Genomic DNA, 14357 nt, shown 5'->3' on the forward strand with positions numbered 1-14357 from the left:
CTGACAGGTTAAAAACAAAACCCATCGGAATCGATGGGTTTTTTATGTTTAATACTCTGCTTAAGGGACTTTTAAGGCTTATTTTTCCTGTTGAGCTTTAAGCAGATCGCGGATCTCAGACAGTAGTTCTTGATCTTTGGTTGGTGCGGGCGGAGCGGAAGGTGCTTCTTCTTGTTTACGTTTTAAGCTGTTAATGGCTTTTAAGCCCATAAAAATCGCGAAGGCGATAATGGTAAAGTCGATAACGGTTTGGATAAATTTACCGTAAGCGATGACAACAGCTGGCGCATCACCTTGGGCAGCGAGGAGCACAACGCTCAGATCACTAAAATTCACCCCCCCTAAAATGATCCCAATCGGCGGCATAATGATATCGGCCACAAAGGATGAGACTATCTTGCCAAAAGCGGCACCGATGATAATACCCACCGCCATATCGATTACATTGCCACGGGATGCAAAAGCCTTGAACTCTTTAAGTAAGCTCATTAGGTTTCCTCCGAAAATATGATTAAATGTTAAATTTTATTGTATTAACTGTATCAGGAAAACCTTAGGGTCTTTTGCTGCCTGTTACCTTGCCAAGCTTATAGGGGCTTAAGGATTAAGGCAATTCTGAGATTAAGGATTTATCCTGCACTGGCAGATTTCACACTCTCAAGGTTACAGTTGTTAATTTTGGTGTGAATGGGTCTATTTTTGCTGACCGATAAATTCTGGCACTTCTAATACTTGTGATCCCCAGCGTTTAAACAAAGAGGCGTAGATAAACTCGATAAAAACGCGGTATTTGCGCGGCAGATAGGCTCGCTTGGGATAGCTGAGTACCACCTTGGTTTGCACCATAGGATAATCGTCAAGGAGTCGCACTAAATAGCCTTTCTCTATCGCCTCTTGGGCAATAATCGACGGCACGGCCGTAATGCCAAGCCCTGCAATGGCAGCTTCGCGGGCAATGGTGACATTATTCACTGTTAATTGCGTGACGGGCTCAATGACTACCCAAGTTTTACCATCAAATAGCTTCCATGCCCCTTCAATATGGGCCGACTGTAAACGAATCGCTTTATGTTTAGCCAAATCCTTTGGCACTTTGGGCGTGCCATGTTCAGCCAAATATTTAGGGCTGGCCATTAAGGATTTATAGGCGTTAACTAAGGAATAACTTTGTAGGCGGGTATCACTCGAGTCAGCGATTTGGAATAGCAGATCCACACCTTCTTCTATCACATCCACTTTACGGTTAGTGAGCTCGGCTTCTATGGTGATATCGGGATAAAGGGTTAAAAACTGGGCGAAGATCGGCCCAAGAAACAGTTGGCCTAATTCAATAGGGCATACGATTCTTAGGTTACCTTTGATTAATTGCTGGTGGGCACTGAGCTGATTTTCGGCGCTTTGAAGATCACTTAAGATCTTATTGATTCGATTGTAATAACTCGAACCCGCTTCTGTGAGTTTGAGTGCGCGAGTCGTTCGGAATAATAGCTGAGTACCCGTATCGGCTTCTAGTTCGGCAATTTTGCGACTGACTGTTGCCTTAGTGAGTCCGAGGGCTTTAGCTGCCCCGGTAAAACTACCTTGCTCTACCACTTGAGCAAATATTTGCACCCGATTGAGATCCATGATTGTTACACCTGTGAAACAGTGGGTTGATTTTTAACTACCTAATAAACTTGATGAGACAGTAGTACACTAGTACTCACTAATCAAGGAGTCATTCATGTCCAAAAGTAAGCTCATTATCGCCGTTCCACTATTACTCGCCGCCGCTGCGGGTGGCGGCTATTACTGGTGGACGCAAGTACGTTTTATCGAAACCACTGATAATGCTTATGTTGAGGCCGATATCTCCCATGTGAGCGTAAAAGTGCCAGGTTATGTGGTGTTGTCCGATGTGACCGATAACCAGCATGTGCGTAAGGGCGAGTTATTGGCGCAACTTGAAGATAACCAGTTTAGCGCCAAAGTCAGCCAAGCTGAGGCTGCACTTGCCAGTGCTAAAGCTGATTTGCAAACCTTAGCCGCTAAGGTTGAGTTGCAACACGCGCTGATCAGCCAAGCGAGTGCGGGCGTCGTGGCTGCGCAGGCAGATAACATCCGTGCAGAGCAACAGTTAAGCCGAGCGAAAAAGTTAAAGGTTAGCAATTACAGTTCACAGGACGATGTCGATCAATTGCAAGCAGGATTTGATGCTGCTGCTGCGCGCCTCGATGAAGCCAAGGCGCTGTTAGTGGCTAAAGAACGTGAGCTTGCTGTGTTTAATGCTCAGCTTAATCAAGCCCGCTCTGTGGTTGAGCAGTCGAATGCGGCATTGGAGCTAGCTAACATTCAGCTCAATGATACCCGTGTGACCGCGCCCTTCTCTGGGGTGATTGGTAAACGCGGCGCGATGGTGGGGCAGTATGTTCAGCCCGGCCAAGCACTCTTTAGTTTGGTTCCGGACGGGGCTGTGTGGATCTCGGCGAACTTTAAAGAAACCCAAATCCAACATATGCAACCCGGGCAGTCGGTGCAGGTCAGTCTCGATGCGTTTCCCGACAAAACCTTTGCAGGTGTTATCGATAGTCTGTCGCCGGCGTCCGGAGCCAAATTTAGTCTGCTGCCCGCTGAAAATGCCACGGGTAACTTCACCAAAATCGTGCAGCGTATTCCGGTGCGGATCCGTTTAGAGCTCTCAGAAGAAGAGGCGCGTGTCGTCCCTGGGTTAAGTGCGGTGGTGAAGGTCGATACTGCGTCGCATCCGACGACAGCTATAGCTGCTAACGTCGGTCGTTAAGTAGGTCGTTAACATGAGCACAATTGCTGCTGCACCTGAGGCTATCGACGCTGGGGCTACGCCGAGCGAATATGAGCGTGGTAGTCGCCGTTCGTGGATTGCCGTTTTTGGTGGTTTGATTGGCGCCTTTATGGCGATCCTCGATATTCAAATCACCAATGCCTCTATGAAGGAAATCCAAGGCAGCCTTGGGGCAACGCTTGAGGAAGGCAGCTGGATTTCAACGGCTTATCTGGTTGCCGAGATGATTGCGATTCCGCTCTCGGGCTGGTTAAGCACTGGGCTCTCGGTCAGGCGTTATCTGCTGTGGACCACCGCAGCCTTTATCTTTGCTTCTATCCTGTGTTCGATTTCGTGGAACCTCGAGGCCATGATCGCCTTTCGGGCGTTGCAGGGCTTCTTTGGTGGCGCGTTGATCCCGCTGGCTTTTCGGCTGATCTTAGAATTTTTACCCGAGAATAAACGTGCCGTGGGGATGGCGTTATTCGGGGTGACTGCGACGTTTGCGCCCTCGATTGGCCCAACCTTAGGTGGTTGGTTAACTGAGCATTTTAGTTGGCATTACCTGTTTTATATCAACGTACCGCCAGGATTGCTGGTTATGGCGATGTTGGCCTATGGTCTCGAAAAACGCCCTGTGGTGTGGGACAAGCTGAAAAATGCCGACTTAGCAGGCATTGTCACCATGGCGCTGGGCATGGGTTGCCTCGAGGTGGTGCTTGAGGAGGGAAACCGTAAGGATTGGTTTGGCTCGGATTTGATCCGCAATCTCGCCATCATTGCCGCGGTGAATTTAGTGCTGTTTGTGTGGATCCAGCTTAAACGTAAAGATCCTTTAGTGAATTTACGCTTACTCGGTAAACGTGATTTTGTGCTTTCAACCGTGGCGTATTTTTTACTGGGGATGGCGCTCTTTGGCGCGATCTATTTGATCCCACTTTATTTGTCTCAAGTGCATGATTACACACCACTGGAAATTGGTGAGGTGATTATGTGGATGGGATTCCCGCAGTTGTTAGTTTTGCCCTTAGTGCCACGTTTAATGCAACGTTTCGACGGGCGTTACTTAGCCGCCTTCGGCTTTTTTATGTTTGCCCTAAGTTATTACATGAATAGCCAAATGACCGCAGATTACGCTGGGCAGCAGATGATAGCCTCCCAAGTGGTGCGCGCCTTAGGCCAGCCCTTTATCTTAGTGCCTATCGGAATGCTCGCGACTGCGCATTTAAAGCCCCATGAGAATCCTTCGGCTTCGACCGTACTGAACGTGATGCGTAACTTAGGTGGGGCCTTTGGTATCGCCTTGGTGGCGACTTTAACCGATAACTTGGCTCGCGGCCATTTGGCCCATGTGAAGGAATCTTTGCCAGCGGTTAGCACACAGGTGCAGGACTATTTGAATCAGAGTGCCAGTATGTTGCAACAGGGTGGCTCGGATCCCTATACCGCCTCTATGCAGGCCAAGGCATTGTTAGGGCAAACCATGAGTCAGCAGGCCTATATTCAAGCCTATAACGATGTGTTTTTGATTATGGGGGCCCTGTTGTTAATTGCCGTGGTGGCTGTGCTGCTTATCCGTAAACCACAAGGCCCAGTCGCCCACGATGCGGTTATCGAATAACACTGAGTCAGTTTTCGCAATGCGTAACCCTTGCGTTTTAATTCCCCCCAGAATTAAGGCGCTTTTTTATCCGCTGAGCTGTGATAGACTCGAGCTCTTTTCCTGTTGTACGCAGAGCCTTTTTATGTCGATACAAGATTCAGTTGAGTGGCAAATTCTTAAATTTAATCAATTAACTGCCAATACCTTATATGAAATCCTTAAACTGCGAGTCGATGTGTTTGTGGTCGAGCAGGCCTGTGCTTATCCAGAGCTTGATGATAAAGATAGACACCCTGAAACCCAGCATTTAATCGGCCTATCACCTGCGGGCGAGTTACTCACCTATGCCCGTATTTTGCCTCCGGGGCTGAGTTATCCCGAGGCCAGCATTGGCCGAGTGGTGGTGTCACCTGCTGGACGAGGTAAAGGATTGGCAATGCCGTTGATGCAGCGGGCGATCGAATCTGCACTCAGTACTTGGCCCAAGGCGGGGATCCAAATTGGTGCTCAGGATTATCTGAAAAACTTCTACCAAAAACTCGGGTTTAACATCTGTTCTGAAATGTATTTGGAAGATGGCATTCCTCATATCGACATGCGCTACCAGCCTCAGTGATCTGGTTTTAACTAGCTGAATTTACATCTTATTAAGGAAATCAAATGACTACTGTTGCGGACTATAAAATCAATCAACAACAACTCGTTTGCGTCGCGAGCTTTTTAGCCAAAGAAGGCAAAACCGAGGCCTTGATTGCGGCGCTCGCCTCGCTGATCCCCGATACACGCCGTGAAGCCGGTTGTATTCGGTATGAGCTCAACGTCAGCCGTGATGAACCGCGCCGCGTGACCTTTGTGGAGAAGTTTGTTGATATTACTGCCTTCGATGAGCACTGCGCTAAAGAGGCTATTCAACATTATTTCCACCAAGTGATGCCTGAGTTGGTTGAGTCGTTCCAAGTCGAAACCTATCATCAGGTCATCGTCTAAGTGTTTTACCGTGTTATCGCTTAATAAACCTTATGTCGTCAGTAGAATGTATTAATTTACATTGTCTTTGCAGTTTATAGCATTGTATCAGGAGATTTTATTGGTTAGCTTACTGTCTTCGCTATTCAATACCGCAACAAAATGTTAAACACTAATTAACTCACGGATGTATACAATGCTAAAAACATGGACACTGAGCCTTATTCCCCTCGTATTTCTCGGTTTGAGCGGTTGTGCATCGACAAATGCTGATACTAACTCTAACTCGAAAGTTACAAATACTGCTGAAAAGAAAGCTGCCAAGGAGTGTGACAAAGTTGCATCTATTGGCTCCAATATTGGACGTTGCAAAAAATAACATCCTGAAGCTTTGGGTTATAAGCATGCTCAATTCAGCTAAATCTGCACACATTTGTGCGACAGTCTGGTTTGCCATCAGAGCTACTGATTGACTCCTAAACACCTGATGAACCCATCGGGTGTTTTTATTTAAAGGTATTATGCGGCGGTTAATCGCTCAAAGGGAATGGCAAAATCTGACGCATCAATTAGCTTTGTTTTTTAAATCAATTATTTAATTTTTTGCATGTTTGATGTTTAAGAATATGGTGCAAAGAACGGAGCTTAACTTATTAGATAATACTGATATTGAGTTGATTCAATCAGTCATCAAGAGTTGTAATGAAAGAATTTGGCATTACAGTAAGTCGGCTTATCAAACTGTAATGCCAAAATTTATCGTGGGCAGTACTAAGCGTTATTTAGCCGCTTGATGTATCTCAATTCGATTTCTTTCAAACGACGATTAAAGTCTTCTAAATGTGCCAACATGGCGGCTTCGGCTTTGGCTTCATCTTTTTCGATAACGGCTTGAACGATAATATCGTGTAAGCCCAAGGGATGGATTTCATCCGTTGGCGGCTCAAACTTTATTGTTTGATTTTTAAGTAAAATCAATAGTGATTTTACAATTGCCTCTAAGAAACGGTTGCCTGACATTTCTGCTAATAAATAATGCACTTCAGAGCGTAAAGCGACAGTCTCGGGATATGCGTACGAGTCATTTTCATGTCGCAATGCTTCATGCAAAGCAATTGCTTGTGCTGGTGTGCAATTTTTAGCTGCCATTCTGGTGACTTGAGGTTCAATCAAAATGCGCGCTTGGCATAATTCGGGGAGTGATAACTTTCCCATCATAAACATGTCATGGCAGGCATCACTTAACCGCTCAAATGTCAGATGTTTAACAAATGCACCACCCGTTGCACCTTGGCGAATTTCTACCAAGCCGCTCGCTTCAAGGCTCTTAATGGCTTCCCTGACAACGGTTCGACTCACTTGGAATAATTCTATGAGTTCGCGTTCGGATGGTAGTTTATCACCAGCTTTATAATCGCCACCTAAAATAGCATTTTTTAGCTGTTGTCCAACTTCACTAGATGCTTTTATCTGCTTAATTGGCTTGAAGTTATGCACTAGTTTGCCCTCAATATGCTTAGTTCTGCCATCTTAACATAAAAGTACTTTTGAGGCAGAAAATGTACTCTCGCTTTTCCTATATTAGTGATTAAAAAACATTCATTTTTGTTGATCGAAGTAACATCTCTATAAATTTCGCAACTAGTTTCTCATATTTGTTCAGTCTTCATTGTTAATTAAGGTTATACGTCATACATTTCTCCAAAGTGGTTTGGAGTCTGTTTCTTAACCAGTATAGGCATGGCAAACATGTCAACTAATAACAGGAAGATGATGATGAAAATGAAAAGCCTATCTTTTTTTGTGCTGTCGGCACTTTCTGTATCTGCGTTCGCAGATACAACGATTGATAAAATGTTTAGCGATGGAACGGTTAAAGGTGAATTGCGGTTATTTGATTTTACGCGTGATTATGATGGCGCAACGAATAAAAAACATGATACGTCATTAGGTGGGCTGTTTTATTATAATACCGCTAAAGTTAACGGTATTAGTTTTGGTACTAGCTTTGCCTCTGCTAATCCAATTTGGACTAATGATTCTGATAGTGTTTATGGTTTAGTGGCTCGAGATAAAAATGGCGACCATGATAGTGTCAATCGATTGCAAGAATATTTTATTCAAGGTGATTGGTGGAATACTAAATTTAAACTTGGAGCTCAAGAATTAAGAACTCCGATGATGAATCCTCACGATATTAGAGCCATTCCAAGAACCTTTCGTGGTTTTTCTGTTGAAAATAATAGCGTAAATAATCTCACTCTTTCCGCATTGTATATTACGGACTCAATGGGATGGTCTGATAACAGCTTCATATCGGTTAAAGAAGCTGTACAAAGTGAGCTAGCGAGAGCGGGTGTGATTACTGAGGTGGCAGATAACCCTGTTTATGCTCTGGGTGCTAAATATCAGTTACCTTTCGAAGCGGTCAAAACCGAGGTTAATCTTTGGCATTACCGCATGGAAGATGTTTTTAATCAAACCTATGCAAAAGTAAAATTCTCCACTGACATCAGTGCGGTTAATTTTTATCTTACTCCATCTTACTTAACTCAGAAAGCAACGGGTGATGAAACTGGCGGCCCACTAGACACATATCAATATGGTTTCCATCTCGGTGCCAAGTTTGCTGGTGCTGATGTCACTTATCTATATGCTAAAACTGGTGATGACACTGTGCTCACTCCATGGGGAGATGAAAAAGTGGTTATTCAACAGGTATATCAATCTGCGCGTGCTGATGAAGAAGTCAATGCATTAAAACTAGCCTATGATTTTGAGAAACTCGGCCTTAATGGATTAGAGGCCTATGCATATTATGGTCAATATGATGTGCCAGAAAATGCTGGTAGTGATTTTAGCGAAATCAACTATTCAATTAGTTATAAATTCTCTGGAGCACTTTCCGGTTTAGGGTTAAAAGCTCGTTATGCCACTATTGATTTTGATCAAGGTGAGAATTTCAATGATGTTCGGTTCTATATTAACTATAAATTTACTTTAGGTCATTAGTACTGAAAACTGCTCCCCTGCAACTTTTTAAGGGTATACCATTTTTTTTTGGGGTATACCTATTTTTTCTTGTGAAATAAATTTTAAATTACTTTTTAATTAGATAATTGAAATTAGAGTATTTATCTATTAAATGGTGAGTTTGAAAATAGTCTGAAGTTGCTTATTAAATAAGGTTAGTTTTTCCATAAATTTAATATTTTGTGAAGTACTGCAAAGATGTTGCTAATACCTCTTTTTATGTATTGTCATGTGTCATACATTTAATTGTTGATTGATTGGGTGTTCTTAAGTCAACGCAGCGGTTTTAGCTTCTAAATACACGAAAAAAATCTGGGCACGAATAGACCCAGCACCATTGTGAGTGCAATACCACTCGCAATGAGGGCAAAGGAGTATCAAATGAGTAATAAATCGAAAGAAATTGATCAATACACAGCGAGTGTGCTTCAAAACGGGATCTCTCGAAGAAGTTTTCTGACTCGAGCGGCAATGGGCAGTGGTGGTTTAGCTTTTGCCTCTTTAGGAATGGGGTCTGCCAGTGCTGCACCACTGCAAGTGGGTGCCGAATGTGCCGAGATTGGCGGTGCAACCTTAAGTTTTTTACCTAAACCTAAACCGATTGCAGATAAAGATATCGCAACGACTCAAACCTTTGACGTTGTTGTTGTCGGTGCCGGAGCTTCCGGTGTTCCTGCGGCATTATCTGCCAGAGAAAACGGCGCCACAGTTGCCTGTTTACAAAAACAAGCCATTCCTGTTTCACAGGGAAACACTGGTTCTGGCATCGATCTTAAAAATAGTGATAAAGCAGCTATTGAGGCGTTAGTAAGCCGTTTGATGGCTGATAATGCTCACCGCTCGCATCCTGGTTTATTAAGACAATGGGCTTACAACTCCGGTGAAGCTGTCACTTGGGTGATTGATCGAATGAAACAAAGTGGTGGCCAAGTGGTCGATCAGGGTACCAAGGTACAACATGGTATTCGAGGTATTGCGGACCAATCTGATCGTTTAAATTTTGTGACCTCATTCTGTGGCCCTAAACCCTACACAACCGGTGATGGTATTCGTGCACTGGCAAAAACAGCGGAAAAGGCAGGTGTAAAATTCTTCTTTAACACTCCTGCACAACAACTGATCCAAGACGAATCAGGCAAAGTGATCGGTGTTATTGCTCAAACTCGTGATGGTAAGTACCACAAATACATGGCGAAGAAAGGGGTCATCCTGTCTTCTGGTGATTACCAAAATAACAAGGCCATGTGTGATTTCTTTATTCCAGATTTGAAAAACTTTGAACGCAAACAAATGGACCGTACCGGTGATGGTTTTGCCATGGCGTATTGGGCCGGTGGGGTTATTGAACCTGTTGGTCATACCAAAATGTTGCATGACTTCGACGCGGGCCCTGCTTCAATGTGCGATATGCCTTTCTTAGCCGTTAACCGTAAAGGCGAACGCTTCGTTAATGAAACAGTTGAAATGTCATTAATGAATAACTACCTGAAAGATGAGTATAACGCGGGACATTACTCCCAGGTATTTGATTCGGATTACATGACACAAGCGAAGGATTGGCCAGGTCATCTTTATTCTCCAGAGGAGCTTAAGGTTTATATGCCTGAAGTGCCCGGCGAGAAAAAAGGTGTATTCCCTTCTTTGACCAATACCTACGCCGCCAACACCTTAGAAGAATTAGCTGTGAAGCTAGAATGTGATCCCAAAACCTTTGTTGCAAGCGTGAATCGTTACAACGAATTGTGCAAAAAAGGTAAAGACGAAGATTTTGGTAAACCAGCCAGCAAAATGGTTCCAGTGCTTAAACCGCCGTTTTACGGCATTCATCGTCGTATGAGAATTTCAACCTTATGTTCAGGAATTCTGGTGAACGAAAATCATCAAGTACTGGATGCGGATGGTAAAGAAATTCCTGGCCTGTTTATTGTCGGCAACTTGGGTGCGGGCTTCTATGGTGGTGTTGATTACCCATTAACAGTATTCGGTCTGTCTCTGGGACGTTGCTACACCTTTGGCTACTTAGCGGGCAAATACGTCGCGAAACTTTAAACGCCAAATTATCAATAGCGGCTGCTTTTAGTTGGCATCCAGTGACATGAATGATGGAATTTAAAAATGAAAAATCTCACAATTATTTTGGCTCTTGTCTTGGGCATTTTCGCAGCAAGTGCGATAGCAAAAGACAATGTTCTACTCGATCAAACCCATGCTGCAAAAGGGATTAAATGTAACAGTTGCCATGGAACAGGAGAGCGCCAAGCTGTGCCTATGCTTAAGTGTGTGCAATGCCATAACACTGAAAAGCTGGCGCTAAAAACTGAAAACCTGAAACCGACTAACCCCCATAACAACCGTCACTTTGCTACCGAGACGGATTGTGCTAAGTGTCACCACGTACACCAAAAGTCAGAAAATTTATGTGTAAGTTGTCACCCAAGGTTTGATTTGGTTACTCCCTAGAACCTTATCAGCATTAGCTTGATATAAAGTATTGCAAATCGAAAATGCCAGTTAATGCTAACTGGCATTTCTTTTGGTCGGGTTTCACGACTTTATGCCTGAGTAACCATTTTTTAACGGCCTTTCCAATGGGTTATTTTCGTACCTACATCATCATCTTCAACGGTTAAGGTATTTATTTTTATGTTTGTTTTATTAAGCCAGTGAGTGGTTTCTACAAAAATAACTATACATATATGTTTTTTCATATATATTAAATTCCATATGTAATTTTATCTACCTTTGGACTAAACCATGCAACCTGTCGCATTTTTTAAGGCGCTTGCCGATGAAACTCGGTTGAAATGTCTGCTGCTGATCCAGCGGGAAGGGGAATTATGCGTGTGTGAACTGATGGCTGCGCTGTCTGAAAGTCAGCCCAAGGTTTCGCGCCACTTGGCTCAGTTAAAAAAAGCCCGGCTGTTAGTCGATCGACGTCAAGGACAATGGGTGTTTTATCGGATTAATACTGAGATCGCGCCTTGGTGCCAGCAGGTACTTGCCCAAACCTGTGATGATAACGACATCTTTTTGCAGGAGAACCTGCGTAATCTCTGTCAAATGGGTGGGCGGCCTGAGCGAGCAAAAGCGTGTTGTTAATATAACTTTTGAAACGTACAGGATTGGAGTTTGTCATGGCGGCTATAGAACAATATGTGGAGCTAACCCCCGATTTTAACGTGCTTTTTTTGTGCACACATAATGCTTGTCGGAGCATTTTAGCGGAGGCCATTGCTCGGCAACTGGCATTGGGGTTGCCACTGACTTTTATGAGTGCTGGCAGCGCCCCGTCGGGCAAGGTCCATCCTATGACCCTGAAACATCTTCAGCAACAGGGGTATTCAACCGCAGGACTTCACAGTAAAAGTTGGGAGGCGTTAGCTGACTTCTCGCCGGATCTGGTTATCACCGTTTGTGATAGTGCAGCGGGCGAAACTTGCCCTTTATGGCTAGGAAATACCCCGAAATTGCACTGGGGATTACCCGATCCAAGCCAGCTTGAAGATCAAGATGTCTTATTTTTTAAAATAATCAGATTGTTAGAGGGACGGATAGGTGCTTTGCTGCGTGTTGATTTAAAGGCCGAGCCTAGGGTTTTATCGGCAGCATTACAGCAAATTGTACTTGCCCACCCGTTAGTCGATTAAGAGGTTTATATGGGAATTTTTGAGCGTTATTTAAGTGTTTGGGTCGGGCTGAGCATTATTGCTGGGGTTGTGTTGGGGAATGTTGTCCCCGGTGTATTTGCTGCTGTAGCCGCGCTTGAATATGCCCATGTTAATTTAGTCATCGCCCTGTTTATCTGGGTAATGATTTATCCCATGATGGTGCAGATTGATTTTTCTGCGGTGAAAGATGTTGGCAAAGCGCCGAAGGGATTGATGTTAACGCTTTTCATCAACTGGCTCGTTAAACCTTTTACTATGGCATTGTTAGGCTGGTTATTTTTCAAGTTGCTATTTGCCGACTGGGTTGATCCACAAACCGCCAGTGAATATATCGCGGGAATGATATTACTCGGTGTGGCGCCTTGTACTGCAATGGTGTTTGTGTGGAGTCAACTGACGAAAGGTGACCCGAACTATACGCTAGTGCAAGTCTCTGTTAACGATATCATTATGGTGTTTTTATTTGCGCCACTCTCGGCATTATTACTCGGTGTGAGCGATATTCAAGTGCCATGGGAAACCCTGTTACTTTCGGTTGTCCTCTATGTGTTATTGCCTTTGATTGCGGGTGTTGCGACTCGAAAACGCCTTGAGACTCGCCATGATACGAGTGCTGTGCCGCAGTTACTGGCTAAACTCAAACCTTGGTCTGTGATTGGGCTACTCGCGACGGTTGTGCTGTTATTTGGTTTTCAAGCGAAGACTATTGTGAGTCAACCACAGAATATTCTACTCATAGCTATCCCTTTGATTATTCAAAGCTATGGCATTTTTATCTTGGCCTATTGGCTAGCCTTAAAACTAAAACTTACCCATGCGATTGCGGCACCAGCGAGCATGATTGGCTCTTCTAACTTTTTTGAGCTGGCGGTCGCTGTGGCTATTTCATTATTTGGTCTGCACTCGGGAGCGGCTCTCGCGACTGTGGTTGGGGTATTAGTTGAGGTGCCTGTGATGTTGTCGCTGGTGTATTTTGCGAATCGCACTCGGCACTGGTTTCAATCTTAATAAATCTCAGGGTGTAGGTCTGCATTGTTTTAAGGAGCGATATGTTCCAAATATTTACTGATTTTGCGACTTGGCTAGTGTTTGGCGTGTTTGGCCTCGATGCGGGTTCGGCCTTGGGCGACGCAGTGCATTTTTTTGTTGAAGATGTCAGTAAAATTTTCGTATTGCTGGTGGTGATGATTTATGTGATCGCCCTGCTACGTGCGTCCTTAGATGTTGAGCGAGTCCGCAATTATTTAGCGGGTAAGAATAAGGGCGTGGGTTATTTGCTGGGGTCGATTTTTGGTGCCATCACGCCTTTTTGTTCTTGCTCTAGCATACCTGTGTTTTTAGGTTTTACCTCGGCGGGTATTCCCCTTGGGATCACTATGGCCTTTTTGATCACTTCACCTTTGATCAATGAAGTTGCTGTCCTATTACTAATGAGTTTACTCGGTTGGAAATTTACCTTGCTCTATGTGGCTGTGGGGATGGCGGTGGGTATGCTCGGCGGATTATTGCTAGATGCGATGAAGGCTGAGCGTTGGTTGCAATCCTTCGCCGCCGAAGCCCTCGTCCGTGGGCGTCAGATGACAGCATCAAATGCTGTTTTAATGACTCAGCAAGCCCTCTCTTTTTCTGAACGTCATCAATTTGCCAAAGCTGAGGCGATTGATATTTTTGGCCGCGTCTGGAAGTGGGTCATTATCGGCGTAGGTCTTGGCGCTGCCCTGCACGGTTTTGTACCTGAGGGTTGGGTTGAAACCCACTTAGGTCAAGGCCAATGGTGGTCAGTGCCCGCGGCTGTATTAATCGGCATTCCCCTTTATTCGAATGCGACAGGCATTATTCCTGTCATGGAAAGCTTGCTAGCAAACGGTCTGTCAATTGGCACTACACTAGCATTTTGTATGAGCACTGTGGCAGCCAGTTTCCCCGAATTTATTTTACTCAAACAAGTTATGCAGTGGCGCCTGTTGGCGCTGCTGTTGATTGTGCTATTAACGGCATTTACGTTAGTAGGTTGGATGTTTAATTTTGCAGCACCGTATCTTTAAGGAAATAACATGAAACAAGTCAAAGTATTAGGTAGTGGTTGCGCTAAATGTAGTAAAACCGCTGAAATGATTGCGGATATATCTGAAGAAATGGGTATAGATGTGATTGTGAAAAAGGATGCCGATCCGCAAACCCTATTGAAATTTAACGTAATGAAAACCCCAGCGGTTGTGATCGATGGTGAGTTAATCCACAGCGGCTCAGTACCGACCCGAGATGAAATTGAAGGATGGCTAAGGGAGTAAATTAGTAGCCATTATCA

The 14357-nt window shown here is 44.4% G+C and carries 16 protein-coding genes; 12 read left to right on the forward strand and 4 right to left on the reverse strand.

Going from position 1 to position 14357, the window contains the following annotated elements; all coding sequences use genetic code 11:
• Nucleotides 1-78 precede the first annotated feature (78 nt).
• Both mscL and IEY09_RS17285 read right to left on the reverse strand, forming a co-directional pair.
• Nucleotides 79-489, reverse strand: a complete 411-nt coding sequence (gene mscL, locus IEY09_RS17280) for a large-conductance mechanosensitive channel protein MscL (protein ID WP_037413967.1) — start codon at nt 487-489, stop codon at nt 79-81.
• A 204-nt stretch (nt 490-693) separates the two neighbouring features.
• A complete protein-coding gene (locus IEY09_RS17285; protein WP_188872039.1) occupies nt 694-1626 on the reverse strand; it encodes a LysR family transcriptional regulator in 933 nt (310 codons plus the stop codon).
• Nucleotides 1627-1723: 97 nt separating this feature from the next.
• Here IEY09_RS17285 and IEY09_RS17290 point away from each other — a divergent pair, with 97 nt between their 5' ends.
• The 4 genes from IEY09_RS17290 to IEY09_RS17305 all read left to right on the forward strand — a co-directional run bounded on the left by IEY09_RS17290 (nt 1724) and on the right by IEY09_RS17305 (nt 5369).
• On the forward strand, nt 1724-2779 hold the full coding sequence (locus IEY09_RS17290; protein WP_188872041.1) for an HlyD family secretion protein: 1056 nt from the start codon (nt 1724-1726) through the stop codon (nt 2777-2779).
• Between the two features lie 13 nt (nt 2780-2792).
• Nucleotides 2793-4400 (forward strand): DHA2 family efflux MFS transporter permease subunit, encoded by a 1608-nt coding sequence (locus IEY09_RS17295; RefSeq protein WP_188872043.1) that lies wholly within the window; start codon nt 2793-2795, stop codon nt 4398-4400.
• A 124-nt stretch (nt 4401-4524) separates the two neighbouring features.
• Complete coding sequence (locus IEY09_RS17300; protein WP_188872045.1) at nt 4525-4998, forward strand: GNAT family N-acetyltransferase; 474 nt, start codon at nt 4525-4527, stop codon at nt 4996-4998.
• Between the two features lie 44 nt (nt 4999-5042).
• Nucleotides 5043-5369, forward strand: coding sequence for a putative quinol monooxygenase (locus IEY09_RS17305; RefSeq protein WP_037413979.1), 327 nt, complete (start codon nt 5043-5045; stop codon nt 5367-5369).
• 750 nt (nt 5370-6119) lie between these two features.
• Here the strand turns inward: IEY09_RS17305 and IEY09_RS17310 are convergent.
• Nucleotides 6120-6845 (reverse strand): FadR/GntR family transcriptional regulator, encoded by a 726-nt coding sequence (locus tag IEY09_RS17310; protein WP_188872047.1) that lies wholly within the window; start codon nt 6843-6845, stop codon nt 6120-6122.
• A 252-nt stretch (nt 6846-7097) separates the two neighbouring features.
• Here IEY09_RS17310 and IEY09_RS17315 point away from each other — a divergent pair, with 252 nt between their 5' ends.
• From IEY09_RS17315 to IEY09_RS17325, 3 genes are all read left to right on the forward strand, one after another.
• Nucleotides 7098-8360, forward strand: coding sequence for an OprD family outer membrane porin (locus IEY09_RS17315; protein WP_229778012.1), 1263 nt, complete (start codon nt 7098-7100; stop codon nt 8358-8360).
• Between the two features lie 402 nt (nt 8361-8762).
• Nucleotides 8763-10430 (forward strand): FAD-dependent oxidoreductase, encoded by a 1668-nt coding sequence (locus IEY09_RS17320; protein ID WP_037428680.1) that lies wholly within the window; start codon nt 8763-8765, stop codon nt 10428-10430.
• Nucleotides 10431-10496: 66 nt separating this feature from the next.
• Nucleotides 10497-10841, forward strand: coding sequence for a cytochrome c3 family protein (locus IEY09_RS17325; RefSeq protein WP_037413986.1), 345 nt, complete (start codon nt 10497-10499; stop codon nt 10839-10841).
• Between the two features lie 113 nt (nt 10842-10954).
• On the opposite strand, the gene IEY09_RS20330 is transcribed toward IEY09_RS17325, so the two are convergent.
• The gene (locus tag IEY09_RS20330; RefSeq protein WP_261737951.1) at nt 10955-11089 is read right to left on the reverse strand and encodes a hypothetical protein; all 135 of its coding nucleotides are present in this window, start codon (nt 11087-11089) and stop codon (nt 10955-10957) included.
• Between the two features lie 46 nt (nt 11090-11135).
• On the opposite strand from IEY09_RS20330, the gene IEY09_RS17330 reads away from it, so the two are divergent.
• Genes IEY09_RS17330 through IEY09_RS17350 form a run of 5 tightly spaced genes read left to right on the forward strand, consistent with a single transcriptional unit; the run spans nt 11136 to nt 14340 of the window.
• Entirely contained in the window at nt 11136-11480 is a 345-nt protein-coding gene (locus tag IEY09_RS17330) for a metalloregulator ArsR/SmtB family transcription factor (RefSeq protein WP_037413988.1), read from the forward strand.
• Nucleotides 11481-11515: 35 nt separating this feature from the next.
• The gene (locus IEY09_RS17335) at nt 11516-12028 is read left to right on the forward strand and encodes an arsenate reductase ArsC (protein ID WP_172589812.1); all 513 of its coding nucleotides are present in this window, start codon (nt 11516-11518) and stop codon (nt 12026-12028) included.
• Nucleotides 12029-12037: 9 nt separating this feature from the next.
• Nucleotides 12038-13057, forward strand: coding sequence for an ACR3 family arsenite efflux transporter (gene arsB, locus IEY09_RS17340; RefSeq protein WP_037413989.1), 1020 nt, complete (start codon nt 12038-12040; stop codon nt 13055-13057).
• 41 nt (nt 13058-13098) lie between these two features.
• On the forward strand, nt 13099-14094 hold the full coding sequence (locus IEY09_RS17345) for a permease (protein ID WP_188872049.1): 996 nt from the start codon (nt 13099-13101) through the stop codon (nt 14092-14094).
• A gap of 9 nt (nt 14095-14103) precedes the next feature.
• Nucleotides 14104-14340, forward strand: a complete 237-nt coding sequence (locus tag IEY09_RS17350; protein ID WP_037413994.1) for a thioredoxin family protein — start codon at nt 14104-14106, stop codon at nt 14338-14340.
• The last annotated feature ends 17 nt before the right edge of the window (nt 14341-14357 follow it).

The sequence above is a fragment of the Shewanella xiamenensis genome (genome assembly GCF_014647135.1).
Classification (GTDB): domain Bacteria; phylum Pseudomonadota; class Gammaproteobacteria; order Enterobacterales; family Shewanellaceae; genus Shewanella; species Shewanella xiamenensis.